A 23,211-nucleotide genomic window follows, 5' to 3' on the forward strand; every position below is an offset into this window, starting at 1 on the left:
AATGGCAGGCCCCGGCGCACCAAACCGCCGGGGCCTGTTTTGCTTTTGACCGGGCGCCCTGCTTTTGGGCAACCCGACCCACCCAAGGGGAATACCCTTGATGACGCAATCGCTCCCTTTCCATTGCACGGCTTCGTCGCATAGGCTCTCCCGATACACAGACTCGAATGAGGGGTAGAAATGATGCGTAAACTGACCGGAACGGCGCTGGCCGCAATGCTGATCGGCAATGTGGGCCTGGCCGAAGAATTCAAATGGGCCGAAACGACGGACCCTCAGACGATGGATCCGCATGCGGTGAACTCCGCCCCTGTTTTGGGCTTTCTCAACAACGTCTATGAAGGCCTCGTGCGGCGCGGCAAGGACATGGCCATCGAGCCCGCTCTTGCGACTGCATGGGAACCGATTGGCGAAGGAGAAGGTTGGCGGTTCATGCTCCGCGAGGGCGTCACCTTCCACGGCGGCGAAGCCTTTGATGCGGACGACGTGATCTTTTCCTACCAACGTGCCAGCAATGAAGCCTCCGACACCCGCAGCTGGTTTGCGCCTGTCTCGGATGTGATCAAGGTCGATGACTACACCGTCGACATCATGACAACGGCCCCCAACCCGATTTTCCCGGACTCGATCGCCAACTGGATGATCATGGATTCTGGATGGGCTGAGGCCAATGGCACATCGCTGCCGGACAAGGAAAACGGCAACTATGCCACGCTCAATACCAACGGGACGGGCGCCTTCATGGTCACAGCGCGCGAGCCGGGGCTGCGCACGGTTTTGGAACCTCATGCGAGCTGGTGGGATGAAGCAGAGCATAACATCACACGCGCAGAACTGACGCCGATCCAGAACCCGGCGACGGCTGTGGCCGCGTTGTTGTCCGGAGACGTGGACCTGATCAACCCCGTGCCCATTCAGGATGCAGCCCGGTTGAGCGCGGATTCGTCTGTTCAGGTTATTCAGGGCATTGAGGCGCGCGTGATCATGCTGGGCTTTCCACATGAAGCTGACGCGCTGAAGTATTCGGCCGAGACCACGGACGCCAACCCGTTTGCGGACGCCCGCGTGCGCCGCGCTGTCGCCCACGCCGTGAACGTGCCTGCCATCCTCCAGACCATCATGCGGGGCAGTGCGGAACCGGCCAGCCAGTTGGTAAGCCCTGCGATGCGTGGCTATTCCGCGGCCCTTGCCGAGCGGCCTGCATTTGATCCGGACATGGCCCGCGCCTTGCTGGAAGAAGCCGGATATGGGGACGGGTTCTCCTTTGGCCTTAAGTGCCCCAACGATCGCTATCTGAATGATGAAGCGGTCTGTCAGGCGGTCACGGGGATGCTGGCTCAGGTCGGGATCACGGCGGTTCTGGATGCGATGCCGGTTCAGAATTACTGGCCTGAACTGCGCGCCGACAACTATGACATGTACCTGCTTGGCTGGTCGCCGGGCACCTTTGATGCCGAGCATCCCGTGCGCTTTCTCGCTTCTACTCCCAACGAAGAAAAGAAGCTGGGATCGTGGAACTTTGGCGGTTTTTCGAACGCCCGCGTGGATGAATTGCTGCCTATGATCCAGTCGGAAATTGACGATACCAAGCGTCAGGCCATGCTCGATGAGACGGCTAAAATCTTGCAGGATGAGGTGGCTTACGTGCCTATGTATGTCCAGCCTTTGGTCTGGGGCGCTGGGGCAAATGTTGCCCTCACACAGCGGCCCGATAACTTCTTTATCCTGCGCTGGGTTACCGTCAACTAAAGGACGTGTCCCAGCATGGGACACATTCGCGCCTAAGCAAAATCAATGGCTTACAGAGGCGCATTTACAAATTATTAGGAAACAGGGGCGCCATCGGCGCCCCTGTTTTCGTTTGGCCAACGCCGTTGCACGACCCTGATCCGCCACGTTGTTTGTGAAGGCAAAGCGGTCTCGCCAAGGCGGTCAAAAAACCCCCGGCAAGATGGCCCTCGCACCGAAGGGCACGGGCGTACAATTTCGCAGACAAGTGTGGTATGGCCCGGCCAAAGCAAAAGGCGGGAGGGCCGTGCGATGACGGGTGACCACGTTTCGATCAACAAAGACATCTGGAATACGGACGCGCCCAATTGGGCAAAGTTTGCGCACCGCCAATGGACCCTAGACACCCCCGAGTGGGGCACGTGGAACAACTCAGATGACGGCATCAACATGTTGCCTGCAACGATGACAGACGTGGATGCGATCGAGCTTGGGTGTGGGACGGGATACGTGGCGTACTGGATGTACAGGCGCGGTGCGCGGGTGACGGCCATTGATATCTCTGCCGAACAACTGGCGACCGCGCGCAAGCTGGCGACACAGCACAGCGCGGACATCACGTTCATCGAAGGCAACGCCGAGGCGACCGGCCTGCCCGATGCCGCCTTTGATTTTGCGATTTCGGAATATGGTGCGTCGATCTGGTGCAAACCAGAGACGTGGTTGCGCGAGGCATGGCGGTTGCTGCGCCCCGGTGGGCGGCTGGTGTTCCTTGGTAACCATCCCCTGTCGCTGATCTGCTCACCCCTGAACGGAGCCCCGGCGGAGCGGGTGCTGCACCGCCCCTACAAGGACATGTGGGGCGCGGATTGGACCGAAGTGGAATTCGAGCCCACGGGTGTATGTTTTAATCTGACGATGGCGGGGTGGATGGACCTGTTTGCACAGATCGGGTTTGTCGTCACGCGGTATCAGGAGCTTTATGCGCCCAACGACGCCACCGGCACGCGGGACGAGGTGCCTGCGGACTGGGCCAAGGACTATCCCGTGGAGCAGGTTTGGCATTTGGCCAAACCGGGCTGACTGTTTGGAGCTGCCGGTTTTTTCGACCGACGCCCTCTGTATGCTCTGGAATTAAGTAAATTTTTCCTTTTGCCGCCTAAGCGTTGCACACGTGAAGCCATCCAGCGCAGCAAAGGAGCATGTCGCATGTTTCAGGCCAATCTTCGGCGTTCCCAGATTGAGGAGCGCAACACGACCATGTTGCAGGCTGCCGAAAAGTTTCGGAACGGATTGAAAGACGGGAGTGCGTCTGTGAATGACCTGCCCCGCCTTAAACAAGAGTTTCCGTCTTTTGGAGTGATGCCCTGCAAGGCGGGCAACATTGAATTTGTTATGTTTCACGCCCATGACGACGTGGTGGTGTGGGAGTATCTGTGGAATGGACCGGATGGCTATGAACGCAACCTGGTCCGCACCTGGATCGACTGGTGTCGCGCCCGTCCCGGCGACATTCTGGACATTGGTGCCTACACGGGTCTGATGTCTTTGCTCGCCGCTCACGCGCATCCCGACAATACCATCCACTTGTTTGAACCGCTGGAACGAATCATCGAACGGGCCAATGTGAACGTCAAACTGAACGGCATGGGGCGGCGCATTGCGCGCCATGCCGTTGCCGCGTCGGATACCAACGGGTCGACTGAGATCACGCTTTACCGGGGCGAAGATGCTTTGGGAACTGGCAGTGGGATCGGGACCAAGAAGGACAAGAAAGTGATCGGCACCAAAGCCATTGCGACCGCGCGGATCGATGATTTCTTGCCTGATCTCAATGCCAAAGCCATCAAACTGGATGTCGAGGGGCATGAACTGGCCGCCCTTTTGGGGCTGGAAAAAACCATCAGCCGGTGCCGCCCTCATATGCTGGTGGAAAGTTGGGAAAGTGATCGCACGCAGGTTTTGAAGATCATGGCCGAGCACGGTTATGACATGCAGCGCACCGAGCCCGAAGACCGCACGGTAAACAACTATATCGCCACGCCGCGATCTTAAGTCGCGCGCGCCGGACGGGCGTCTGTGTGGGCGTCAGATGCTTAGATAACTGGCATGTTCCACGCACAATGCGCGCATTCCCCTTGACCATCGTCGCGCAGCATTAGCATCCTACCCCAATGCTCGCCTATATCATCCAACGCGTTGTTCAATCCGCCCTTGTCCTGCTGGTCGTGGGGCTGGTGGCGTTTTCCATGTTCCGATTTGTTGGCGATCCTGTCGATAACATGCTGGGGCAGGAACGCACGCAGGCCGATATTGAGAGGCTGCGCGAGGTTCTGGGCCTCGATCAGCCGTTTGTGGTGCAGTATTATAAATTTTTGAGCAATGCAGCACAGGGCAATTTTGGTGTGTCCTACCGGCAGGGGCGCCCTGTGGCAGAGATATTGATGGAGCGGGCCCCCGCAACACTGGAGCTGGCCGCGGTCAGTGGTTTTCTGGCGATTTCCATCGGGATTGCGTTGGGCGTGTTTACCGCCATTCGCCGCAACGGAGTGGGTGCCAACCTGATCATGTCGGTGTCCCTGATTGGGGTCTCTTTGCCGACGTTTTTGATTGGTATCTTGTTGATTTACCTATTTTCTGTGGAACTTGGCTGGCTACCAAGTTTTGGGCGCGGGGATACGGTGATGATTGGCGGCTGGTCGACCGGGTTTTTGACCAGTTCGGGTTTGCAGGCGCTTATTCTCCCATCGATTACCTTGGGCCTTTATCAGATGACGTTGATCATGCGCCTTGTGCGATCCGAGATGTTGGAGGTGCTGAGGCAGGATTATATCCGCTTTGCCCGCGCCCGTGGTTTGCGGGAACGTGCGGTGAACTTTCGCCATGCGTTGAAGAACACATTGGTGCCGGTGATTACGGTGACGGGATTGCAGTTGGGATCTATCATTGCCTTTGCCATCATCACCGAGACGGTGTTTCAGTGGCCGGGCGTGGGATTGTTGTTCATCAACGCGATCCAGTTTGTCGATATCCCGGTGATGGCCGCATATCTGATGCTGATTTCGGTGATGTTTGTGGGGATCAACCTGATCGTGGACCTGCTGTATTTTGCCATTGATCCGCGCCTGCGCGTGGACCGGACAGGGGCGCATTGAGATGGTAGATACCCCCCTTCCCGAGGTCGTCGAAAAAGACCCGTCGCGCCTGAGCCTCGCGCTGCGTTCTGATTTTTTCTATGCATTCAAGCGGTCGCCTGTCGCTGTGGTCAGCTTTGCGTTGGTGGCGCTCTTGGTGCTGTCGGCAGTGTTTGCGCCTTTGATTGCGCCCTATGACCCGTTTGACCCTGCATCCTTGAACCTGATGAACGGGTTTTCGGCGCCCATGACCCCCAATGCGTTCACGGGCGAGACCTTTTGGTTGGGCACTGACGATCAGGGGCGCGACGTGTTTTCCACCATTCTTTACGGGATGCGGATATCGCTGTTTGTGGGGGCTGCGGCGGTCGCCTTTGCGATGGTGTTGGGCATCACTTTGGGGCTGTTGGCGGGCTATGTTGGCGGGTGGACCGAAACGATCATCATGCGCGTTGCGGACGTGCAACTGACCTTTCCGGCGATCCTTGTGGCGATGTTGATTTTTGGCGTCGCCAAGGGCGTGACCCCGGTGGAATACCGCGATCAGATGGCGATCTGGGTGTTGATCATTGCCATTGGCCTGTCTGATTGGGTGCAGTTTGCCCGTGTGGTGCGCGGTGCGACACTGGTCGAAAAGAACAAGGAATATGTGGCGGCGGCCAAGCTGATTGGCCGTACCGGCCCCGCGATCATGGTGCGTCACATCCTGCCCAATGTGCTGTCGCCCGTGTTGGTCATTGCCACGATTTCGCTGGCCTTGGCGATCATTGCCGAGGCCACTTTGTCGTTCCTTGGGGTCGGGGCACCGCCCACACAACCCTCGCTGGGCACGCTGATCCGCATCGGGCAAGGCTTTTTGTTCTCGGGCGAGTGGTGGATTTTGCTGTTCCCTTCCGTCACGCTGCTGGTGCTGGCGCTTAGCGTCAATTTGCTGGGAGATTGGCTGCGCGATGCGCTGAACCCGAGGCTGAGATGACACGGGCCTTGTGCGCCGCTGTCGCGATGAGCCTGTTTGCCACCAGCCTCTTGGCACAAGAGCGTGACACATCCGATCTTGCCCGCGAATTGATTGCGGCCCCGCCTTTTCAAACCAAGATCGACCGAATTGTCTTTCTCTCAAAGCACCGGGCGCTGCTGCCATTTACGGGATCAGACCTGAGGCCCGACCAGATTGAAATCATCCGCAGCATTTCGGTCAATGAATGGTCCGAGGCGCGCGGCGAGGTGGTCGATCTTTATGTTGAAGCCTTTGCAAAAACCTATTCCGAGGACGCGCTGAAGAAGCTGATCGCCTTTTACGCAGATGAGGAATTGCAAAACGCCCTTGCCATGCAAGCGAGCGCCGAGACGCGGGCAACAGACACTCTGATCTCGCTCACACCCCTCGTCGAGGCGCGGATCAAATCGCGGATGACCAAAGAATTGAGTGACTGACCCGGCCGCCGATCATCCAAGGCACGCGGGGCAGTCGTCGCTTAGATGCGGGTGACCGCATCATCCAGCATGGCCAGTGTTCCACCGTCAGGCGCTGTTGTGCACCACAAGGCACCGGTGGCCATCCAGGTCACGTCCCGGTCGGGCGTGTGTACGGTCACCAGCCCTTGTTCGACAGAGACGTTGTGCAAAGAGATGATGGAGAGGAACAATCCGAACGCTTCGGCAGTCAGGCACATGGGAAGGGATCCTTTCAAAAGGGGTTCAAGTCCTTTGGCGTCCTCCCGCATCGGTCGTGAGTCTGAGCGTATTGTGCACTTGCAGCATCTCGATGCGGCATTTGTTAAGGCCGGTGCATAGCAGGCAGATATGCCTGTATTTTTGGCCCACGCCCCCATTTGGCCCGCAAATTAGGCATGTGCGGCGTCCTCACACCGGGACTTGGGCGACATATGCGGACATTTGCGCGAACACCCGATTTGCTGTAGCGTCCCAAGTCCGGATTGCAGGCGTGGGCCACCCGCGCCGTCCCATCAACGGACAGGAGGCAAGTATGGAAGCAATCAAAGTCGCAGAATATGCACAGGCGCTTTATGCCGCCCACGGCGATAAGGCCGAGGTCGAGGCCGCGCGCAGAGCAAATGAAGCGCTGGATGCCAAAAAGATGGACGAGGCCGAAAACTGGCAGGCCGTCAGGGCGTCAATTCGTCGGCTGCGGGGCCCGAACCAAAGCTGACGGCGCAAAAGGCACAAGTGCTGCATGAAATGTGCACTGGATCGGTTTGCCCCGGACCGGTTGCAGTTTCGCTTGCCATGTCGCTTGCCATCGGGTGGCGAAGTTCCCATAAATGATGTGACCTAACCACTGGATCACCGTGTCTGCCCCCACCCTTTCCATTCGCGATCTGACGGTCGATATTCCCACCCGCCATGGCGTCCTGCGCCCTGTAAGCGGAGTGTCTTATGACATCGCGCCCGGAGAGATCCTTGGGGTTGTCGGTGAATCTGGTGCGGGCAAGTCTATGGCCGGGAATGCCGTGATCGGGCTGCTTAGCCCCCCTGCGCATATTTCGGCTGGTGAAATTCACCTCAATGGCACCCGGATTGATCCGCTGAAAGGCGAGGCGATGCGCCGGTTGCGTGGCAAAGAGATTGGGATGGTCTTTCAGGACCCTCTGACGTCTCTTAACCCACTTTTGAAAATCGGCGATCAATTGAGCGAGACGATGCTGGCGCATCTGGACATTTCGCAGTCCGAGGCCCGCACGCGCGCGATTGCCGCGCTGGACGAAGTGGGTATTCCGGGCGCGGCCCAACGTGTCGACAGCTATCCGCACGAGTTTTCCGGCGGTATGCGACAACGGGTGGTGATTGCGCTGGCCTTGTGTGCCGAACCATCCCTGATCATCGCGGACGAGCCGACGACGGCGCTGGATGTGTCGGTTCAGGCCCAGATCATTGCGCTGCTGAAACGCCTGTGCCGTGAGCGCGGCACCGCAGTGATGTTGATCACCCATGATATGGGCGTGATTGCCGAAGCCTGTGATCGTGTCGCTGTGATGTATGCGGGCAAGTTGGTCGAGCTTGGCCCGGTGCGTGACGTGCTGAGTGCCCCGCTGCATCCCTATACGGATGGTCTGATGGGCTCGACCCCGCTGGCCTCGCGCGGGAAGGATCGCTTGCATCAGATCCCCGGTGCGATGCCGCGTCTGGACAGTCTGCCGACGGGTTGTGCCTTTCATCCGCGCTGTCCGCGCGCATCCGATCAATGCCGGGTTGATCCGGGCCCTGCCATTGAGGATGGCGCGGGTCGGGCGGCCTGTTTCTTTCCCATCAATCGGGAGGCCGTCGCCTGATGTCTTTGGTCAGTGTGCGCAACCTCACCCGCATTTTTGATGTGTCCAAGCCGTGGCTGAACCGTGTGATCGAGCGTCGCCCCCGCGCCCTGCTGACTGCAGTTTCGGATGTAAGTTTCGAGATCGAAGAACGCACCGTTTACGCCCTTGTGGGGGAAAGCGGATCGGGCAAGTCGACCATCGGAAAGATGCTGGTGGGTTTGTTAGCCCCCTCCGATGGGGTGGTGGACATTCGCGGTGTTGATCTGTCGCGCGAGACCGACGCCGAAAAGGTCGACGCTGTGCGTGCGGACATTCAGATGATCTTTCAGGACCCGTTTGCGTCCCTCAACCCGCGCTGGCGGGTGCGCGATATCATTGTAGAGCCGGTGGCGGCGCGTGGCGGCGAGACGGCGGGGCTGGCGGAACGCTTGCTTGAGCAGGTGGGGCTGAGCGCGCGTGATGCGGGCAAGTTTCCCCATGAGTTTTCCGGCGGTCAGCGCCAGCGTATCTGCATTGCCCGTGCGCTCGCCTCTGAACCCAAGCTGATTGTGTGTGACGAACCGACTTCGGCCCTTGATGTGTCCGTTCAAGCGCAGGTGTTGAACCTGATGAGTGATCTCAAGGACGAGTTTGGTCTGACCTATTTGTTTATCAGCCACGATCTGACGGTTGTGCAGCATATGGCAGATCGGATTGGGGTTTTGTATTTGGGTCGTTTGGTTGAGGAAGCGGCCCCGTCAGAATTGTTTGAGAACCCCAAGCACCCCTACACGCAGATGCTTTTGGCCGCGGCCCCCAAGCTGGATGGCTTTGGGCGCGAAGTGGCCCCACCCACAGGCGAGATCCCTGACCCGATCAACCCGCCGCCCGGCTGTGCATATAACCCGCGTTGTCCTTTGGCCCAAGCGGTGTGTCGCGAAGAGCGCCCTGTGTTGCGTAACGTCGGCGGGGCACGCGTGGCCTGTCATATGGTGGACTGAGCCGAGCCGGTCTCTGATCAGTCCTTGCGCGACCGCAGTTCCACAATGTTGGCCCCATGTGCCCCCTCCACATCGCCAAACAGCGCGCGCAGATCCAGTGTGCTTTCCACTTCGATCTTGTCGAAGTGCGAAATTAGCCACCGATCCGCGTGTTCACGTCCCAGATCGCGCAGGTGCTCTAGGAACGCCCATTCGGAGTTCACCTTGGAGGACGCATCCAGTTCGAGCATGTCATCGCACCCGTCGATCATGTGCATGTTCATGGTGCGGTATTCGTCGTTCGACAGGGCCCCGTCATCGATCAGACGGTGGATCAGATCGATCGTGCGCAGATCACGCAACAGCGAGGCGTTGAACGTGATCTCGTTTAACCGGTTCTGGATATCGCGCGCCTGTTTTGGGGTGCCGGGGCGCAAAAGCGGGTTGATCTGAACGATCACGATGTCGTCCGAGGGCGAGTCGTCGATGAACGGGAACAGCACCGGGTTGCCCATATAGCCGCCGTCCCAATAGGGCACCCCGTCGATCTCGACCGCTTTGAACATCGTGGGCAGACAGGCCGAGGCCATGACCACGTCCAACGTCACTTCGTGCCGTTTGAAAACCCGCGCGCGGCCCGTTTCCACGTTGGTGGCCGAGATATACAGGCCCATGTCGGTGCAATTGGCGACCTTGTTAAAATCGATGAACTCTTCCACCAGATCGCGCAGCGGGTTGATCCCGAGCGGGTTGAGATCATAGGGCGAGGCCATGCGGCTGAGCGCGTCCATCATGATGTAGCCCGGCGATGTGTCCAGCGACCATGACCCGAACAGCACATCCAAGGGCGAGCGTTTGATGGGGCTGGCCTGTCCGGCAATGCTGACGGCGTGCCAGAATTCTTCCAGTGCCTTGCGCGCACCTGCCGCCCCGTCGTCATACATGCCTTGGGTGGCGACAACGGCGTTCATGGCCCCGGCAGAAGTGCCGCTGATCCCTTCGATCCAGAGCCGGTCTTCTTCGAACATCCGGTCCAACACACCCCATGTAAACGCCCCGTGCGACCCGCCACCTTGCAGGGCGAGGTTGATCGACTTCTCGTGGCGTTTGGCGCGGCCGTTTTCCTTGGACATGGGCTTGGGCCCCTCCGGATTGGTGTGCTCGACTTAAGGCGCGCCTACTGCGCTTGATTTAATGCGCACCTACTGCGCTTGGTTTAATGCGCGCCTACTGCGCTTGATTTAATGCGCGCCTACTGCGCGACCCACCCGCCATCGACAGGCAAGGACGCACCGGTGATAGAGGCCGCAGCTTCGCCCGACAGGAACACGCAGAGCGCGCCCAACTGTTCTACAGTCACGAATTCCTTGGTCGGTTGGGCCTTGAGCATGACGTCGTTCTTGACCTCTTCCTCGGTGATGCCGCGCGCTTTGGCGGTGTCGGCCACCTGACCTTCGACCAGCGGTGTCAGCACGTAACCGGGGCAGACGGCGTTCACGGTCACACCGTGCTCTGCGGCCTCAAGGGCCACAGTTTTGGTCAGGCCCACCACACCGTGCTTGGCCGTCACATAGGCCGATTTGAAGGGCGAGGCGACAAGGCCGTGGGCCGAGGCGATGTTGATGATCCGCCCGAACCCGCGTTCTTTCATGCCCGGCAGTGCCGCACGGATGGTATGAAAGGCCGAAGACATGTTGATCGCGATAATGGCGTCCCATTTTTCCAGCGGGAAATCCTCGACCGGGCTGACGAACTGGATGCCTGCGTTGTTCACCAGAATGTCGACGGCCCCGAAACGTTCCTGGGTCTGCAAAACAAGGTGTTCAATCTCTTCGGGTTTGGTCATGTCAGCGCCGTGATAGCCAACTTCGCCGTCGCTGATTTCTTCAAGGCGCGCGCGTGTTTCTTCGATCTCGGCAGCGTCGCCAAACCCATTGAGCATGATGTTGAACCCTTGGGCCGCAAAGGCTTCGGCAATGCCAAGGCCGATGCCGCTGGTCGATCCGGTGATGATGGCGGTGCGTGTCATGGGGTGCCCTCTCTTGGTCATGCTGCAGTGCGGAAACTCTTACCTACACCTAGCGGCCAATCGCGACAGGCACAATTCAACTTTCGTTTTGGCGCGGACCAGCGCGCCTCAGAGCGTGATGTCGCGCAACGGGCCTGTGTCCAGCCGGTGGATGTGATCGGCCATCGCCTGCGGGAAGTACGTGCGCACCAGCGGGTCGTGGCCGGGAATGATCAGGTTGGGTGCGCTGGAAAGCCGGTTCAACGTGTCAAAGCCGTCCAGCATGTCCTGAAGGTCTACAACGATGGGAAACGGTTTTCGCGCCATGAAATTTTCGTAGAAATGAGAGGCATCCGAGGCCAGCACCATCCATCCCGCCTGCGTGCGCACCCGCACTGCCTGAAGCCCGCGTGAGTGCCCGCCAATGCAGTGCAGCGTGATACCGTCGGCCACCTCGGCCTCTCCGTCGTGAAAGATCACCTGCCCCGAATAAAGCCGTTTGACCGCCTCGCAGACGTGGCCCGCCGTGAATGGCATGCGCAGCGTGTCGTGGCACATGCACGGACCCGTCGCATAGGCCATTTCCGCCGCCTGCATGTGAAGGCGCGCGTTGGGAAACAGATGCAGCCCGCCTGCGTGATCGTAATGCAGATGGGTGACGATGATTTCGGTGATGTCCTGCGGTGTCAGATCAAAGGGTTTGAGAGCCTCGACCGGGTCCAGCCTGATGGGGCGACCACGTGCGGTGGCTTCCTCCATGTCATAACCGGTATCCACAAGGATGTTGCGCCCCTGCCCCCGGATCAACCACATGTAATAGTCGATGGCGTGCGGCGCGTCGTGATTGTCATCAAAGATAAAGCTGTCCGCCCGCGTGCGCCCGCCTCGGTCGCCGTATTTAATGGCGTAGATTTCCCAAGCGCTCATCTGTCCACACGCTCGAATGTGCGCAGGGTTTTGTTGGCCACAAGGTCAGCAACTTTGGGACCTGTCGCCTTGTAGTGCGGCATTTGCTGATGCGCCTCGAAGGCGGCAAGGTCGTCGTAAAGTTCGTAGAGAAAGACGGTATTCGGCTCGCCCGGATCGGTGCACACATCAAACTGACGGCAGCCCGGTTCGTTGGCGACGGAACTGCGAGCGTTCAACAGGATGGCGTCCATAAACGCCTCCATCTGTCCTTCTTTGATGTCGAAAACGACGGTGACTGCATATGGCATGGCCTGCCCTCCCTTTGGCATTGTTTTGATGCGCGTGCATCAATGGATTTACAAACGCATACTTTAATGTATACGTTATTGCAATCCTCTGACGACTCAGTTGTCAGTCTAAGCACAATGAAAGGCCGACCCCCATGAAATCAACGTTTCAAATTGCAGTATTTCAGGGCGATGGGATCGGGCCAGAGATCATGGTGCCGACGGTGGAGCTGCTGTCTGGATTGGCCACTGCGGGTGGGTATGGTTTGAATTTCGCCGATGCCCCTGCGGGGGCGGCCCACTACCGGGACACAGGCGAAAGCTTTCCTGTCGCCTCGATGGAGGCGGCGCGGTCGGCGGATGCCATTTTGCTGTCGGCGATGGGGTTGCCGGATGTGCGATATCCGGATGGCACCGAGATTTCGCCGCAGATTGATTTGCGCAAGGCCCTGACCCTGTTTGCAGGCGTGCGCCCCGTCACCATTCGCCCCGGTCAGCCCACCCCGCTGGCCACCGACAAGCCGGTCGATTTCGTCCTGATCCGCGAAAGCACCGAAGGTTTGTTTTACACCCAAGGGCGCGGAGAGGTGGAACGCGATGAGGCCCGCGAGACGTTGCGCATCACTCGTGCGATTTGCGAGCCACTTTTTAAGTTCGCCTTTGATCTGGCCGCGTCGCGCAAGGCAGCGGGCCGTGGGCCGGGCAAGGTTACTTGCGTTGACAAGGCCAACGTGTTTCGCGCCTTTGCGTTTTTCCGCGAGATGTTTGATGCAGAGGCCGCCAAGCACCCCGGTTTGGAGGCCGATCACGCCTATGTGGACGCCACCGCCCTGTGGATGGTTGAACGCCCGTGGTCCTTTGATGTGATGGTGACCGAGAACATGTTTGGCGACATTCTGTCGGACCTTGGGGCGGGATTGATGGGGGGCCTTGGCCTTGCGCCATCGGCAGATATCGGCGCGGATCATGCGGTGTTTCAGCCCTGCCATGGGTCAGCCCCCGACATTGCAGGCCAAGGGGTGGCCAACCCCATGGCGATGATCCTGTCGGCGGCGATGATGCTGGAATGGCTGGGCGGGCGCCACGGCGTCCCCGCGATGACAGCCGATGGGGCGCGGTTGCGCGACGCGGTGGACAAGGTTGTCGCCGAGGCGCACGTTTTGACCCGCGATCTGGGTGGCACTGCGGGCACGGCTGACGTTGCTGCCGCTGTGAGGGAGGCGCTGGCATGACTGTTCGGGTGGCTTGTGTCGGGGCGGGCTATTTCAGTCAGTTTCACTATGACGCGTGGGCCCGGATCGATGGGGCCACGGTTGTGGGCGCATGCGATCTGGACCTTGCCCGCGCGACAGCCACCGGCGCGCCTGCCTTTGATGATCTGGGCCAGATGTTGACCGGGACAGCACCCGATCTGCTCGACATCATCTTGCCGCCCCCGGCACATGCCGAAACGATCCGCGCCGCTCTTGCGGCTGGTATCAAGTGGATCATCTGTCAAAAGCCGTTCTGCCTTGATCTGGATGAGGCCCGCGTGATCACGGGCGAGGCCCACGCTGCCGGTGCGCATCTGGTTGTGCACGAGAATTTCCGCTTTCAGCCGTGGTATCGCACGATGAAGGCCGCGTTGGAGGCAGGCACAATAGGCGAGGTTCAAAACGCCACCTTTCGCCTGCGCCCCGGCGATGGGCAGGGGCCGAACGCCTATCTAGATCGCCAGCCCTATTTCCAGACCATGCCCCGCTTTCTCATTCACGAGACCGGCGTGCATTGGGTGGACACGTTCCGCTATCTGTTTGGCCCCATCACCCATGTCTATGCCGATTTGCGCACCCTGAACCCGGCGATTGCGGGCGAGGACGCAGGGTTTGTGATCTTTGATCATGCCTCGGGTGTGCGGGCGTTGTTTGACGGGAACCGGCATCTGGACCACGTGGCCAACAACCTGCGCTGCACCATGGGTGAGGCGTGGATCGAAGGGACCGAGGGGACGCTGACCTTGTTTGGCGACGGGATGGTCACCCGGCGTCCGTTTGGAAAACCCAACCCGGACGTGCTGCTGATGGAACCGGAAACGCCGGTTGGTTTTGGCGGGGATTGCGTGCACGCGTTGCAGGCCCACGTGATTGCCGCCATGAATGGCGCACCTTTGGAAAACGAGGCCAGCGATTACCTGACCGTGCTGGAGATCAAAGACGCGATCTATGCCTCTGCCAAAGCGGGGCAGAAACGCGCCGTGTCGGGGGTGGTCTGATGGGGGCAATGTCGAATGTTGACCGGGCATTGAGTGCGCTGCGGGACATGATCTTTTCCGGGCAGCTTGCCCCTGGTTCCGACCATTTGGAGACCGAACTGGCCGCGCAGCTTGGCATGTCGCGCACCCCTGTGCGCGAGGCGGCGTTGATGTTGCAGGCCCAAGGGCTGGTAGATGTGCGCCCGCGCCGTGGCATCCGGGTCCGCCCCGTGTCTGCGCAGGACATGCGCGACATTTACGACATTCTGACCGAGCTGGAGAGTCTGGCCGCCGCGCGCGCAGCAGAAGCCGGCTATTGCTCGGCGGAACTGGCCACCCTTGCCAAATCCATTGCAGATATGGACGCAGCCCTTGAGGCGGACGATTTGCGCGCATGGGCGCAGGCCGATGACCGGTTCCACCGCGAATTGGTGCGCCTTGGCGGTAATGCACGCCTTGCCATGATTGTGGCCGTAATGCGCGATCAGGTACGCCGCGCGCGGGCCACCACGCTGTTCATGCGCCCAAAACCGTCGAAATCAAACACCGATCACCACACCGTTTATCAGGCCATAGCAGCGCAAGATTCAGCGCGTGCACATGCCACCCACCATGCCCACCGACGTGCGGCGTGTAAGATGCTGGTGGAATTGTTGGAAAAGCATCAGTTCCACGGGCTTTGAGCACAGCCCTGCATAGGCCCTTGCGCTAGTCGTCCCACTCTACGTCAAACGTCGTGACCACATCGCGCACCTGCGCATCGCTTAACCCCTGGGGGGACAGCCCGCGCGTCATCAGCGCGAGGCGTGCGGTGTCTTCCAACTCTTCAATCGCGTTGCACGCCGCCTCAACGTCCTTTCCGGCCACCACCGGCCCGTGGTTGGCCAGCATTACAGCAGAGCGTTTGCCCGCCAGCCCGCGCACTGCGGCCCCCATCGCCGGATCACCGGGCAAAAAGAAGGGTAGCAAGGTCACTTTCCCCAGCTTCATGATCCCGTAAGGGGTCAAAGGCGGAAGAAAGTTGTCGGCATCCGCACCCGGCAACATCGACAGCGCGACCGAGTGACACGAATGCAGGTGCACAACCGCGCCCGCCGCACTCCGCGTGTCATAAAACGCGGTATGCAGAGGCATTTCTTTGGTCGGTTGATCGCCACTTATATGAGCGCCCTTCGCATCGAACAGGCTGAGCACGGCCGGATCAAGCCGCCCAAAGCTGGTGCCTGTGGGAGAGACGAGCAGGCCTCCGTCAGCGGTGCGTGCCGAGATGTTGCCCGTGCTGCCGTGGGTCAGCCCCCGATCAAAGAGAGACTTGGCCAGCGTGCAAATCTGTTCGCGCAGGGCGCTGTCAGCACTCATGACCCGGCCAGCACAGCGTTGGCCTTTTCAAAGAAATCTGGCGCGCCGAAATTCCCCGACTTTAACGCCACGACCAGATCTGGCGCCGCGCGCAAGGCGGGCACACCGGGGTCGATTTCGGGGCCGATGTCGAGGGTGTCGAGGTTCAGCCCTTCGACAATCGCGCCGGAGGTTTCGCCGCCTGCCGTAATGATCCGCGTGGCCCCTTTGGCCCGCACGGCGCGGGCGACATCCGCAAAGAACGCTTCGAGTGCGGCGGCTGACCGTTCTCGCCCGTATGTATCTTGGACGGCGCGCACCTGATCGGGATCGGCCGAACTGTAGGCCAAGGGAATGCCATCTTGGGCCATGAGCCAATCGGCCAGAGCGTCCGGGGTCAACGCCCCCTCAATCACGTCGCGCGCCACGATCTCGCGCGCAGGATGGCGGGCGGCGTGATGGACGACTTGGGCCCGTGTCGCGGTGGAACAGGACCCCGACAGCGCCACCGTGCGCCCCGCCTGCCCGTCCCACGGCACCGCGCCGGGCGTGCAGCCAAAGTTCGCAGGCAGGCCAAGGGCCACACCGGATCCCCCGGTGATCAGCGGCAGGTCACGCGCCGCTGCACCGATGGCGCGCAAATCTTCATCCCGGATCGCATCAACAACGATCAGGCGGTGTCCTGCCGCGTGTTGATCAGCCAACGCCGCCGCAATCGCGCCTTGCCCACCAAAGACCGGCCCCGGACCAACATGGCCCACGCTGTGCCGCGTTTGAGGTGTCAGCCAGCGGCGCAGGTCCGAATCCGTCATCGGCGTGAGCGGATGGTTTTGCATCCCACTTTCACTCAGCAGGGTGTCATTGACGAACAAATGACCCTGAAAAACGGAACGTCCCGTGCCCGGAAAGGCCGGGCAAACAATGACTTGATGCGCTTCAAGCGCGTCGGCCAGTGCATCCGCAACCGGGCCGATATTGCCTTCGGGCGTAGAATCAAAGGTCGAGCAATATTTGAAAAAGAACTGCGTGCAGCCTTGCGCCTTGAGCCATTCCAAGGCCTCAAGCGACATCGCCACCGCATCCGCCACCGGGATCGACCGGGATTTGAGCGCAACCACGCCCGCCTCAACGCTTGGGTCCGCAGGACCGTCCGGCACGCCGGTATATTGCGTTGCGCGCATACCGCCTTTGGCCAATGTGTTGGCCAGATCGCTTGATCCGGTGAAATCGTCACCGATGCACCCTAGTTTCATAGTGTTTTGTCCGTCTGTTTAGCCCGCACCCGAAGAAACACTGCGACGGCGCGCGGCGCAAGGCCGCCATAAGAATTTCGAGATTTCACAAAAGATCACGCGGATTGGTCACATCCGCTCCGGCCAGACGCAGCATGTGCCACGCCAAGACCAGATTGCTGGACAGCACCGGCACGCCAAGATCGCCCTGCAACGAACCAATAACATCCAGCGTGCGCAGGTTCGTGCAGGACAGGAACACCGCCTGCACATCCGCGCCATCCATGACCTTTTGGGTGGCCGCGATAATTGAGGCATCGTCGATCTGCGTGACCGCCTCTTCGTTGGCCTCGTCAAAGCTGATGAAATGGGGTGTTTCGATCTGGGCGCGGCCCAACACATCACGCAACCGGTCGGACACCGAGGCCACATAGGGTGAGACGATGGCGATGCGGTCGAGGCCAAGGTGTTCGCAGGCCGCGATCAAGGCGGACACCGGTTCGGTCACATGGCCAGCCGGGGTGCCTGCGCGGACCCGATCAGCAATCACGTCGGCCCCAATCTGTGCTGTACCCGATGTGCACCCATAGCCCACGACGTCAAAGCTGTGTCCGCGTGGGAAAAGGGCGGCGGCCCCACTGAGTGCGTTTTCCATCTGTGCAAGGCTGTCGCGCGACACTTCGGTTCCTGACGGGACGCGCGACACCAAAAGGCTGATGTCGGCGGGCATCAGGCGGCGGAAATCATCTTCGATTGTGCGGTCTGATTGGAGTGTGATCAGACCCAGTTTGTTCCGTGTTTCGGGTCGTTTTGTGTAAGGGGCTGTCATGTTCAGATCACCGGAATTTCGCGCAGGGCCGGTGTAGAGAGATAGCGCGCACCTGAATCTGTGATCACGATATTTTCCTCGTGCACCAGAGTGTTACCTGTGTTGGTCGCCAGCCCCGGCTCTAGCGTCAGCACCATGCCGGGTTCAAGCACTGTGTGATCGTCCGGGATCAGCGAAGGCCATTCCGTCAATTGCATTCCCAGCCCGTGCCCATAGCGCCCGGCGTCAGACCCACCTGCCCCACCGGTAAGCACCTTGTCCATGGCGTGAAACAGCTCCGCAGCCGTCGCCCCGGGGCGCGCGATGGCAAACCCCGCGTCGCTGGCGTCTAGCAGTTTTGCGTAAGCGTCTTGGGTCGCGCCACTGGGCTGCCCCACGGACCAGTTGCGGTCAAAATCACTGAAATAACCGTCGCGCACGACGCCGGTGTCCAGCATCAACACATCACCTGTGTTCAATGGTGCGTTGGTTGCAGGCGCAATGATGTCGCCGTACCCGCCTGGCCCGGCCCCACCCGCAAGGTAGGACACCCAGTCGGCCCCTTCCTCAAGGCAAAGCATCTGAAAGGCGCGAAAAACCTGGGCAAGCGGAACACCGGCGCGCGCAATCTCGGGGACGCGCGCAAAGGCGCGGTCTGCGATGGCACAAGCGGCGGTGATTTTTTGCACCTCTGCTTGGGATTTGACGAGCCGGAGGCGGCGCAGGATTCCTGCGTCATCTGTGAAACTGCACGCATCCATGCGCTGGCGTAGGTCCGCCCAGCTGTCCAGCGGCAAACGCAGGTGCGTCTCTGGACCTGACGGTATGCCAATGCGCCCGCCCTTGGGCACAACGTCACCCAAGGCGTCGATCAGCAATCCAATCCCGTCATCGCTGTAATCCGGGCTGCGCCACGTGCGGATGTCCTGCACCCAGGTCTGGCCCATCAGCGGTGCACCGATCGACGGGATCACTGCAATGGGCGCGCCTGTGGCTGGCAGGATCACAAACCAAGGTCGCGTCGGGCTTTCCCAGAACCGTGTGAGGTAGCCGGTAAAGTAACGCACCTCCGGCTCGGTGGTCAGCAGCAGTGCGTCGAGGTTTGCGGCCTCCATATGATTTTGGGCACGCGCGACGCGAGCCTGAAACTCGGACGTCTCAAAGCCGATCATGCATCACTCTGTTCGGACAGGATCACCAAAACGCGTGCATCTGCGTCCAGCCCCAATGTGCCGTTTGCGGCCAACACTCCTGCGATCCCAGCAGCGCCAGACGGCGTGCTTTCAAAGCCAAAGCGGGCAGCGAACGCCGCGCCCGCGTCCCCTTCCGCCTCAGAGATGGCCATGAAATCATTGGCGTCCCGCGCGAGCCCTTTGAGGGCGATCAGCGAAGCCACCTTGCAATCAAGCCGCCCCATTGCGGACACAGGGCCAGTCGTTTCGACCAGTTTTCCAGCCTTGATGGACTCAATAAGGCAAGGTGCGGCCTCGGGCTCGACCACGATGATCCGGGTCGCGTCGCCCCAGTGCACCCGCGCGATGGCAGCGCAGGCCCCGGCAAGGCCGCCAACACCGGCTTGCAAAAAAAGATGGGTCGGAGAGGCGTCGATCTCCTCGAAAATTTCGGCCATCAAGGCAAGGTAGCCCTCCATCAAACGGTGCGGGCGCACGGTGTATCCGGGCCACGAACTGTCCGACAAGAGCACAGCGCCTGTGTCTGCGGCGGCTTGCATTGCGGCGTCCATGCTGGCCTCGTAGTCAGCCCCGGCGCGCACGACCTCAGCGCCTACGCTGCGCAACCTGTCCGCAAAGCTTTCGGGTACAGTGTCGGCCAGATAGATAATCGACTGCGCCCCAAAGGCTGCGGCCCCCGCGGCGACTGACAATCCGTGGTTTCCGGCGCTGGCTGTGACATAGGTGGTGCCTCGCGCCTGCCCCTGCTCCGCATCGCAAGCGATGACGTAGGCCGCGCCAAGTGCCTTGAAACTACCCAGCCCCATACGGGACCGTTCGTCTTTGATCAGCACCTCGGCCACCCCAGCGGCGGCCGCCAGTTCCGGGGCCACGCTCAGTGGGGTTACATTGGCATGTGGACAGCGCGCCAGCAACGCGCGCGGGGCCTCAGCGTCGACGCTTGGATGTGGTACATCCGTCAGGATTGGATCGGACAGCGCTGCGCCGCAATATGGGTTTGAGAGACTGCGCATCGTTTAGAACACAATCTGCGCTTTGATCGCCTGACTGCGATCGGCAGCCATCTCAAAGGCGGCGTTCGCGTCGTCTAGGGCAAAGCTGTGGGTCACAAGCGGGGTCACGTCGATCTGTCCTCCTTGCATCATGGCGATGGCTGTTCCGAATTCCTCGTGAAAACGGAAAGACCCGCGAAAACTGATTTCTTTGGCCGTCATGGCCTGTACTGGCAGGGTCATATCACCACCCAACCCCAGTTGCACGAGCACCGCGCGCGGGCGCAAGGCCGGAATGGCCGCAACCAGCGCAGGTGCGGCCCCGCTGCATTCGAAATGCACATCAAAGTGCCCCTTGTCGGCGTGGTATGCTGCTAGCCCATCTGGCGTTTCTGCCATGTTGATTGTGCGGGTTGCCCCCACTTTTTCGGCCATGGACAGGGTGAAGGGGGCAATATCGGTCGCCACAATCTCAACTGCGCCTGCCGCGCGCGCCACCAGAACACAGAGTTGGCCAATGGGTCCGCACCCCGTGACCAAAACCCGCTTGCCCATCAAATCGCCCGCCTGTTTTGCAGCGTGGAGGCACACCGCCAAAGGTTCACCAACTGCCGCTTCTGCCGCACTCAACCCGTCAGCGGGCCCACATTGTGCGGCGTCAGCGACGATGTACTGACGGAACGCGCCCTGAATGTGGGGGAACGGCATCGCAGAGCCATAAAAGCGCATATTTAAGCAGTGTTGTGGCGTGCCCTCGTGGCAATAGCTGCATGCATGGCAAGGTCGCGAGGGCGAGATTGCGACCAGTTGCCCAGGCGCGAGACCCGTAACGCCCGCACCCAATGTCTCGACATGCCCGGACACCTCGTGTCCGAGGATCATTGGTTCGCGCAGACGTACGGCGCCGAAGCCGCCATGCTGGTAATAGTGCAGGTCCGAACCGCAAATCCCACCCGCAGCCATTTTGACCAACACCTGCCCGGGGCCGACCTGCGGCACCTCGCGCTCTTCTACCCGCAAGTCTTTGGCGGCGTGGACAACGATGGCTTTCATTGGCGGGGTTCTCCTGATCTGTCTTGCGCGCAGCATGCGCAGTATGCAAGCAGGGTACAAGCACTGGTTGACCCCTTTCCTTGCCCTGAATATGTTACCGGTAACAGCTCAAAAAACAAAGGCCTTCGCACCATGTCCACTGCACTTTTCTCGCTCGCTGGCACGCGCGCTCTGATCACAGGTTCGTCTCAGGGGATCGGCCTTGCGCTGGCTGCGGGCATGGGGGCGGCAGGGGCCGAAATTGTGCTGAACGGACGGGACACAGCCAAGCTGGACGCCGCCGCGTCGGCCCTGAGTGCACAGGGCATCACAACCCATACACTGGCGTTTGATGCAACTGACCATGACGGCGTGCGGGCGGCCGTGGATGGGTTCGAAGACACCACAGGCCCGATTGACATCCTGATCAACAATGCGGGCATGCAGCACCGCACCCCTCTGGAGGATTTCCCGGCCGATGCGTTTGAGCGGTTGTTGCAGACCAATGTGGCATCGGTCTTTCATGTTGGTCAGGCCTGTGCGCGGCACATGATCAAGCGCGGCGCGGGCAAGATCATCAACATCGCGTCAGTTCAGACCGCACTGGCCCGCCCCGGCATCGCGCCCTACACCGCAACCAAAGGCGCCGTGGCCAACCTGACCAAAGGCATGGCCACCGACTGGGCCCGGTTTGGCTTGAACTGCAACGCGATTGCGCCGGGGTACTTTGACACGCCGCTGAACGCAGCCCTCGTGGCTGACCCTGAATTCTCGGCATGGCTGGAAAAACGCACACCCGCCGGGCGCTGGGGTCAGGTGGATGAACTGGTGGGTGCCGCTGTGTTTCTGTCTTCGGCAGCTTCAACCTTTGTGAACGGGCACACACTTTATGTCGATGGCGGGATTACCGCGTCGCTGTAATCCGCGCCCCAGCGGGTCGCGCAATTTTTGTTGGCCCGGCGACAAAACTTTGCCACACTGCGTGCCCATGCAGCATCCGGACATAACCGACACGCAATTGTATGAGTTGGAACGCAGGCTGGCCGATGACATTGGGCAAGTTGCGCGCAGCCTTGATGTGCCACCACACATCCGTGATCCCGAAGATTTGCGGCGCGCCTGGCGCAAAACCAGCGCCTCGCACAGCATACTTCGGACCCTGATCAAAGACATTCTGCGCGACACCTCAGATCAGGACAAACTGCCCGTAGCCCGCCGACGCGCATTACGCGACTTGAAATCCAACGCCCGCGCCATCCGGCGTCAATTGCTGGACTGGGCCCGCGTGAGCCACATCATTGAACACCAACACGCGCCCTCGGACACCGATCTCGTGCAGGTGTCCGAGTTGATCCATGGCCCGCAGGATGTTCTGGATCATGTGACTGCTTTGTTCATGCATGCCTTGCACAAAATCGCCAACCCGTCCGAACACACCCAAAGTGCCAGCGCTGAAAAAGATGGGTTGTACCGCGATATCCCGCTGCCAATGAGCCAGTTTTCATCGCTTATCGGAGCTGCTTATCGGTTATGTCTGGCCCAACGAAAAACGCACCCTTTGCGGTTTCTGGATGTGGGCAGCGGCGGGGGCACCAAGGTGTTGGCGGCCACCACCTGTTTCGACGTTTGTCATGGATTGGAATACGAGGCCCACACGTTTGCAACCGGATCCCAAGTGCTTGAGGGGCTGGGTGCGGACCGCTGCACCCTGTTTCACGGCAATGCGTTCGAGTTTGAAGACTACGGCAATTATGATGTGATCTACTACTTTCGCCCCATGCAATCGAACCCGGATATGATCGCGCTAGAGGCCCGTATACTGGCACAGGCCCGCCCGGGCTCGTTTCTGTGCGTGCCCGGTGAAATGGCGACGCCAAACCATGACGCAGCGGGCGCACGCAATGTGAGCGGGCATGTTTATGCGACCGGTATGAGCAAGGAAGAGGTCGATGACTTGCACTTTGCAGCCCGCCATATCGGGACATCGGTTCCCGGCTTTTACAAAACCCCGCCAAGGGTGTCCCCCCTGCTTGAACCTCTATTGAAGGCCTGTGCGCGCAACGGCTACCGCATCTAGACGCAGCGCCCA

At 60.2% G+C, this 23,211-nt stretch carries 25 protein-coding genes; 14 read left to right on the forward strand and 11 right to left on the reverse strand.

Annotated elements, in window-relative coordinates:
- Positions 1-180 precede the first annotated feature (180 nt).
- The 6 genes from DHN60_RS01440 (at position 181) to DHN60_RS01465 (ending at position 6,296) form a co-directional block, all read left to right on the forward strand.
- On the forward strand, positions 181-1,749 hold the full coding sequence (locus DHN60_RS01440) for an ABC transporter substrate-binding protein (RefSeq protein WP_108835475.1): 1,569 nt from the start codon (positions 181-183) through the stop codon (positions 1,747-1,749).
- 291 nt (positions 1,750-2,040) lie between these two features.
- Positions 2,041-2,811: a class I SAM-dependent methyltransferase gene (locus DHN60_RS01445; RefSeq protein WP_108835476.1), complete on the forward strand. Its 771-nt coding sequence runs from the start codon at positions 2,041-2,043 to the stop codon at positions 2,809-2,811.
- A gap of 126 nt (positions 2,812-2,937) precedes the next feature.
- The gene (locus DHN60_RS01450; RefSeq protein ID WP_108835477.1) at positions 2,938-3,783 is read left to right on the forward strand and encodes an FkbM family methyltransferase; all 846 of its coding nucleotides are present in this window, start codon (positions 2,938-2,940) and stop codon (positions 3,781-3,783) included.
- 119 nt (positions 3,784-3,902) lie between these two features.
- The gene (locus tag DHN60_RS01455; RefSeq protein WP_108835478.1) at positions 3,903-4,883 is read left to right on the forward strand and encodes an ABC transporter permease; all 981 of its coding nucleotides are present in this window, start codon (positions 3,903-3,905) and stop codon (positions 4,881-4,883) included.
- A 1-nt stretch (position 4,884) separates the two neighbouring features.
- A complete protein-coding gene (locus tag DHN60_RS01460) occupies positions 4,885-5,838 on the forward strand; it encodes an ABC transporter permease (protein ID WP_108835479.1) in 954 nt (317 codons plus the stop codon).
- The gene (locus DHN60_RS01465; protein ID WP_108835480.1) at positions 5,835-6,296 is read left to right on the forward strand and encodes a hypothetical protein; all 462 of its coding nucleotides are present in this window, start codon (positions 5,835-5,837) and stop codon (positions 6,294-6,296) included. Before DHN60_RS01460 ends, DHN60_RS01465 begins: the two co-directional genes overlap by 4 nt.
- 41 nt (positions 6,297-6,337) lie before the next feature.
- Here DHN60_RS01465 and DHN60_RS01470 read toward each other — a convergent pair whose 3' ends face one another.
- A complete protein-coding gene (locus tag DHN60_RS01470) occupies positions 6,338-6,535 on the reverse strand; it encodes a hypothetical protein (RefSeq protein WP_159089079.1) in 198 nt (65 codons plus the stop codon).
- A gap of 314 nt (positions 6,536-6,849) precedes the next feature.
- Here DHN60_RS01470 and DHN60_RS01475 point away from each other — a divergent pair, with 314 nt between their 5' ends.
- The 3 genes from DHN60_RS01475 (at position 6,850) to DHN60_RS01485 (ending at position 9,114) form a co-directional block, all read left to right on the forward strand.
- Positions 6,850-7,032, forward strand: coding sequence for a hypothetical protein (locus tag DHN60_RS01475; protein ID WP_108835891.1), 183 nt, complete (start codon positions 6,850-6,852; stop codon positions 7,030-7,032).
- A gap of 139 nt (positions 7,033-7,171) precedes the next feature.
- The gene (locus DHN60_RS01480) at positions 7,172-8,152 is read left to right on the forward strand and encodes an ABC transporter ATP-binding protein (protein ID WP_108835482.1); all 981 of its coding nucleotides are present in this window, start codon (positions 7,172-7,174) and stop codon (positions 8,150-8,152) included.
- Positions 8,152-9,114, forward strand: coding sequence for an ABC transporter ATP-binding protein (locus DHN60_RS01485; RefSeq protein WP_108835483.1), 963 nt, complete (start codon positions 8,152-8,154; stop codon positions 9,112-9,114). Before DHN60_RS01480 ends, DHN60_RS01485 begins: the two co-directional genes overlap by 1 nt.
- Positions 9,115-9,131: 17 nt before the next feature.
- On the opposite strand, the gene DHN60_RS01490 is transcribed toward DHN60_RS01485, so the two are convergent.
- The 4 genes from DHN60_RS01490 to DHN60_RS01505 all read right to left on the reverse strand — a co-directional run bounded on the left by DHN60_RS01490 (position 9,132) and on the right by DHN60_RS01505 (position 12,318).
- The gene (locus tag DHN60_RS01490) at positions 9,132-10,226 is read right to left on the reverse strand and encodes a patatin-like phospholipase family protein (protein ID WP_108835484.1); all 1,095 of its coding nucleotides are present in this window, start codon (positions 10,224-10,226) and stop codon (positions 9,132-9,134) included.
- 119 nt (positions 10,227-10,345) lie between these two features.
- Complete coding sequence (locus DHN60_RS01495; RefSeq protein WP_108835485.1) at positions 10,346-11,122, reverse strand: 3-hydroxybutyrate dehydrogenase; 777 nt, start codon at positions 11,120-11,122, stop codon at positions 10,346-10,348.
- Positions 11,123-11,230: 108 nt separating this feature from the next.
- On the reverse strand, positions 11,231-12,028 hold the full coding sequence (locus DHN60_RS01500) for an N-acyl homoserine lactonase family protein (RefSeq protein ID WP_108835486.1): 798 nt from the start codon (positions 12,026-12,028) through the stop codon (positions 11,231-11,233).
- On the reverse strand, positions 12,025-12,318 hold the full coding sequence (locus tag DHN60_RS01505; protein WP_108835892.1) for a putative quinol monooxygenase: 294 nt from the start codon (positions 12,316-12,318) through the stop codon (positions 12,025-12,027). The genes DHN60_RS01500 and DHN60_RS01505 overlap by 4 nt, the downstream gene beginning before the upstream one ends.
- A gap of 134 nt (positions 12,319-12,452) precedes the next feature.
- Between DHN60_RS01505 and DHN60_RS01510 the strand changes: the two genes are divergently transcribed.
- From DHN60_RS01510 to DHN60_RS01520, 3 genes are read left to right on the forward strand one after another with little or no spacing between them, the layout of a single operon-like run.
- Complete coding sequence (locus tag DHN60_RS01510; protein ID WP_108835487.1) at positions 12,453-13,529, forward strand: isocitrate/isopropylmalate dehydrogenase family protein; 1,077 nt, start codon at positions 12,453-12,455, stop codon at positions 13,527-13,529.
- Positions 13,526-14,548, forward strand: a complete 1,023-nt coding sequence (locus DHN60_RS01515) for a Gfo/Idh/MocA family protein (protein ID WP_108835488.1) — start codon at positions 13,526-13,528, stop codon at positions 14,546-14,548. The genes DHN60_RS01510 and DHN60_RS01515 overlap by 4 nt, the downstream gene beginning before the upstream one ends.
- 8 nt (positions 14,549-14,556) lie before the next feature.
- The gene (locus tag DHN60_RS01520; protein WP_234423481.1) at positions 14,557-15,210 is read left to right on the forward strand and encodes a GntR family transcriptional regulator; all 654 of its coding nucleotides are present in this window, start codon (positions 14,557-14,559) and stop codon (positions 15,208-15,210) included.
- Positions 15,211-15,235: 25 nt separating this feature from the next.
- Here DHN60_RS01520 and DHN60_RS01525 read toward each other — a convergent pair whose 3' ends face one another.
- The 6 genes from DHN60_RS01525 to DHN60_RS01550 all read right to left on the reverse strand — a co-directional run bounded on the left by DHN60_RS01525 (position 15,236) and on the right by DHN60_RS01550 (position 21,143).
- Positions 15,236-15,886, reverse strand: a complete 651-nt coding sequence (locus DHN60_RS01525; protein WP_108835490.1) for an aldolase — start codon at positions 15,884-15,886, stop codon at positions 15,236-15,238.
- Positions 15,883-17,118: a 3-oxo-tetronate kinase gene (otnK, locus tag DHN60_RS01530; RefSeq protein WP_108835491.1), complete on the reverse strand. Its 1,236-nt coding sequence runs from the start codon at positions 17,116-17,118 to the stop codon at positions 15,883-15,885. The genes DHN60_RS01525 and otnK overlap by 4 nt, the downstream gene beginning before the upstream one ends.
- 85 nt (positions 17,119-17,203) lie before the next feature.
- Complete coding sequence (locus DHN60_RS01535; protein WP_108835492.1) at positions 17,204-17,926, reverse strand: aspartate/glutamate racemase family protein; 723 nt, start codon at positions 17,924-17,926, stop codon at positions 17,204-17,206.
- 2 nt (positions 17,927-17,928) lie between these two features.
- Positions 17,929-19,077: a Xaa-Pro peptidase family protein gene (locus tag DHN60_RS01540; RefSeq protein ID WP_108835493.1), complete on the reverse strand. Its 1,149-nt coding sequence runs from the start codon at positions 19,075-19,077 to the stop codon at positions 17,929-17,931.
- Positions 19,074-20,111: a pyridoxal-phosphate dependent enzyme gene (locus tag DHN60_RS01545; RefSeq protein WP_108835494.1), complete on the reverse strand. Its 1,038-nt coding sequence runs from the start codon at positions 20,109-20,111 to the stop codon at positions 19,074-19,076. The genes DHN60_RS01540 and DHN60_RS01545 overlap by 4 nt, the downstream gene beginning before the upstream one ends.
- A gap of 3 nt (positions 20,112-20,114) precedes the next feature.
- Positions 20,115-21,143, reverse strand: coding sequence for an L-idonate 5-dehydrogenase (locus tag DHN60_RS01550; RefSeq protein ID WP_108835495.1), 1,029 nt, complete (start codon positions 21,141-21,143; stop codon positions 20,115-20,117).
- A 132-nt stretch (positions 21,144-21,275) separates the two neighbouring features.
- Here DHN60_RS01550 and DHN60_RS01555 point away from each other — a divergent pair, with 132 nt between their 5' ends.
- Positions 21,276-22,043 carry an SDR family oxidoreductase gene (locus tag DHN60_RS01555; RefSeq protein WP_108835893.1) on the forward strand — a complete coding sequence of 256 codons (768 nt, stop codon included), beginning with the start codon at positions 21,276-21,278 and terminating at the stop codon, positions 22,041-22,043.
- Between the two features lie 67 nt (positions 22,044-22,110).
- Positions 22,111-23,199: a class I SAM-dependent methyltransferase gene (locus tag DHN60_RS01560; protein ID WP_108835496.1), complete on the forward strand. Its 1,089-nt coding sequence runs from the start codon at positions 22,111-22,113 to the stop codon at positions 23,197-23,199.
- Positions 23,200-23,211 lie beyond the last annotated feature (12 nt).

This window comes from Tateyamaria sp. Alg231-49 (assembly GCF_900143535.1).
In the GTDB taxonomy this organism is placed as follows: Bacteria; Pseudomonadota; Alphaproteobacteria; order Rhodobacterales; family Rhodobacteraceae; genus Tateyamaria.

What these genes read in the sequence shown, in the direction of transcription:
- DHN60_RS01540 (WP_108835493.1), bottom strand. Translation starts at nt 19,077, where the DNA reads ATGATCGGCTTTGAGACGTCCGAGTTTCAGGCTCGCGTCGCGCGTGCC.
- DHN60_RS01515 (WP_108835488.1), top strand. Translation starts at nt 13,526, where the DNA reads ATGACTGTTCGGGTGGCTTGTGTCGGGGCGGGCTATTTCAGTCAGTTT.
- DHN60_RS01535 (WP_108835492.1), bottom strand. Translation starts at nt 17,926, where the DNA reads ATGACAGCCCCTTACACAAAACGACCCGAAACACGGAACAAACTGGGT.
- DHN60_RS01520 (WP_234423481.1), top strand. Translation starts at nt 14,557, where the DNA reads ATGTCGAATGTTGACCGGGCATTGAGTGCGCTGCGGGACATGATCTTT.
- DHN60_RS01495 (WP_108835485.1), bottom strand. Translation starts at nt 11,122, where the DNA reads ATGACACGCACCGCCATCATCACCGGATCGACCAGCGGCATCGGCCTT.
- DHN60_RS01550 (WP_108835495.1), bottom strand. Translation starts at nt 21,143, where the DNA reads ATGAAAGCCATCGTTGTCCACGCCGCCAAAGACTTGCGGGTAGAAGAG.
- DHN60_RS01440 (WP_108835475.1), top strand. Translation starts at nt 181, where the DNA reads ATGATGCGTAAACTGACCGGAACGGCGCTGGCCGCAATGCTGATCGGC.
- DHN60_RS01525 (WP_108835490.1), bottom strand. Translation starts at nt 15,886, where the DNA reads ATGAGTGCTGACAGCGCCCTGCGCGAACAGATTTGCACGCTGGCCAAG.
- DHN60_RS01470 (WP_159089079.1), bottom strand. Translation starts at nt 6,535, where the DNA reads ATGTGCCTGACTGCCGAAGCGTTCGGATTGTTCCTCTCCATCATCTCT.
- DHN60_RS01485 (WP_108835483.1), top strand. Translation starts at nt 8,152, where the DNA reads ATGTCTTTGGTCAGTGTGCGCAACCTCACCCGCATTTTTGATGTGTCC.
- DHN60_RS01555 (WP_108835893.1), top strand. Translation starts at nt 21,276, where the DNA reads ATGTCCACTGCACTTTTCTCGCTCGCTGGCACGCGCGCTCTGATCACA.
- DHN60_RS01510 (WP_108835487.1), top strand. Translation starts at nt 12,453, where the DNA reads ATGAAATCAACGTTTCAAATTGCAGTATTTCAGGGCGATGGGATCGGG.
- DHN60_RS01505 (WP_108835892.1), bottom strand. Translation starts at nt 12,318, where the DNA reads ATGCCATATGCAGTCACCGTCGTTTTCGACATCAAAGAAGGACAGATG.
- DHN60_RS01490 (WP_108835484.1), bottom strand. Translation starts at nt 10,226, where the DNA reads ATGTCCAAGGAAAACGGCCGCGCCAAACGCCACGAGAAGTCGATCAAC.
- DHN60_RS01475 (WP_108835891.1), top strand. Translation starts at nt 6,850, where the DNA reads ATGGAAGCAATCAAAGTCGCAGAATATGCACAGGCGCTTTATGCCGCC.
- DHN60_RS01460 (WP_108835479.1), top strand. Translation starts at nt 4,885, where the DNA reads ATGGTAGATACCCCCCTTCCCGAGGTCGTCGAAAAAGACCCGTCGCGC.
- DHN60_RS01560 (WP_108835496.1), top strand. Translation starts at nt 22,111, where the DNA reads ATGCAGCATCCGGACATAACCGACACGCAATTGTATGAGTTGGAACGC.
- otnK (WP_108835491.1), bottom strand. Translation starts at nt 17,118, where the DNA reads ATGAAACTAGGGTGCATCGGTGACGATTTCACCGGATCAAGCGATCTG.
- DHN60_RS01500 (WP_108835486.1), bottom strand. Translation starts at nt 12,028, where the DNA reads ATGAGCGCTTGGGAAATCTACGCCATTAAATACGGCGACCGAGGCGGG.
- DHN60_RS01445 (WP_108835476.1), top strand. Translation starts at nt 2,041, where the DNA reads ATGACGGGTGACCACGTTTCGATCAACAAAGACATCTGGAATACGGAC.
- DHN60_RS01450 (WP_108835477.1), top strand. Translation starts at nt 2,938, where the DNA reads ATGTTTCAGGCCAATCTTCGGCGTTCCCAGATTGAGGAGCGCAACACG.
- DHN60_RS01545 (WP_108835494.1), bottom strand. Translation starts at nt 20,111, where the DNA reads ATGCGCAGTCTCTCAAACCCATATTGCGGCGCAGCGCTGTCCGATCCA.
- DHN60_RS01455 (WP_108835478.1), top strand. Translation starts at nt 3,903, where the DNA reads ATGCTCGCCTATATCATCCAACGCGTTGTTCAATCCGCCCTTGTCCTG.
- DHN60_RS01465 (WP_108835480.1), top strand. Translation starts at nt 5,835, where the DNA reads ATGACACGGGCCTTGTGCGCCGCTGTCGCGATGAGCCTGTTTGCCACC.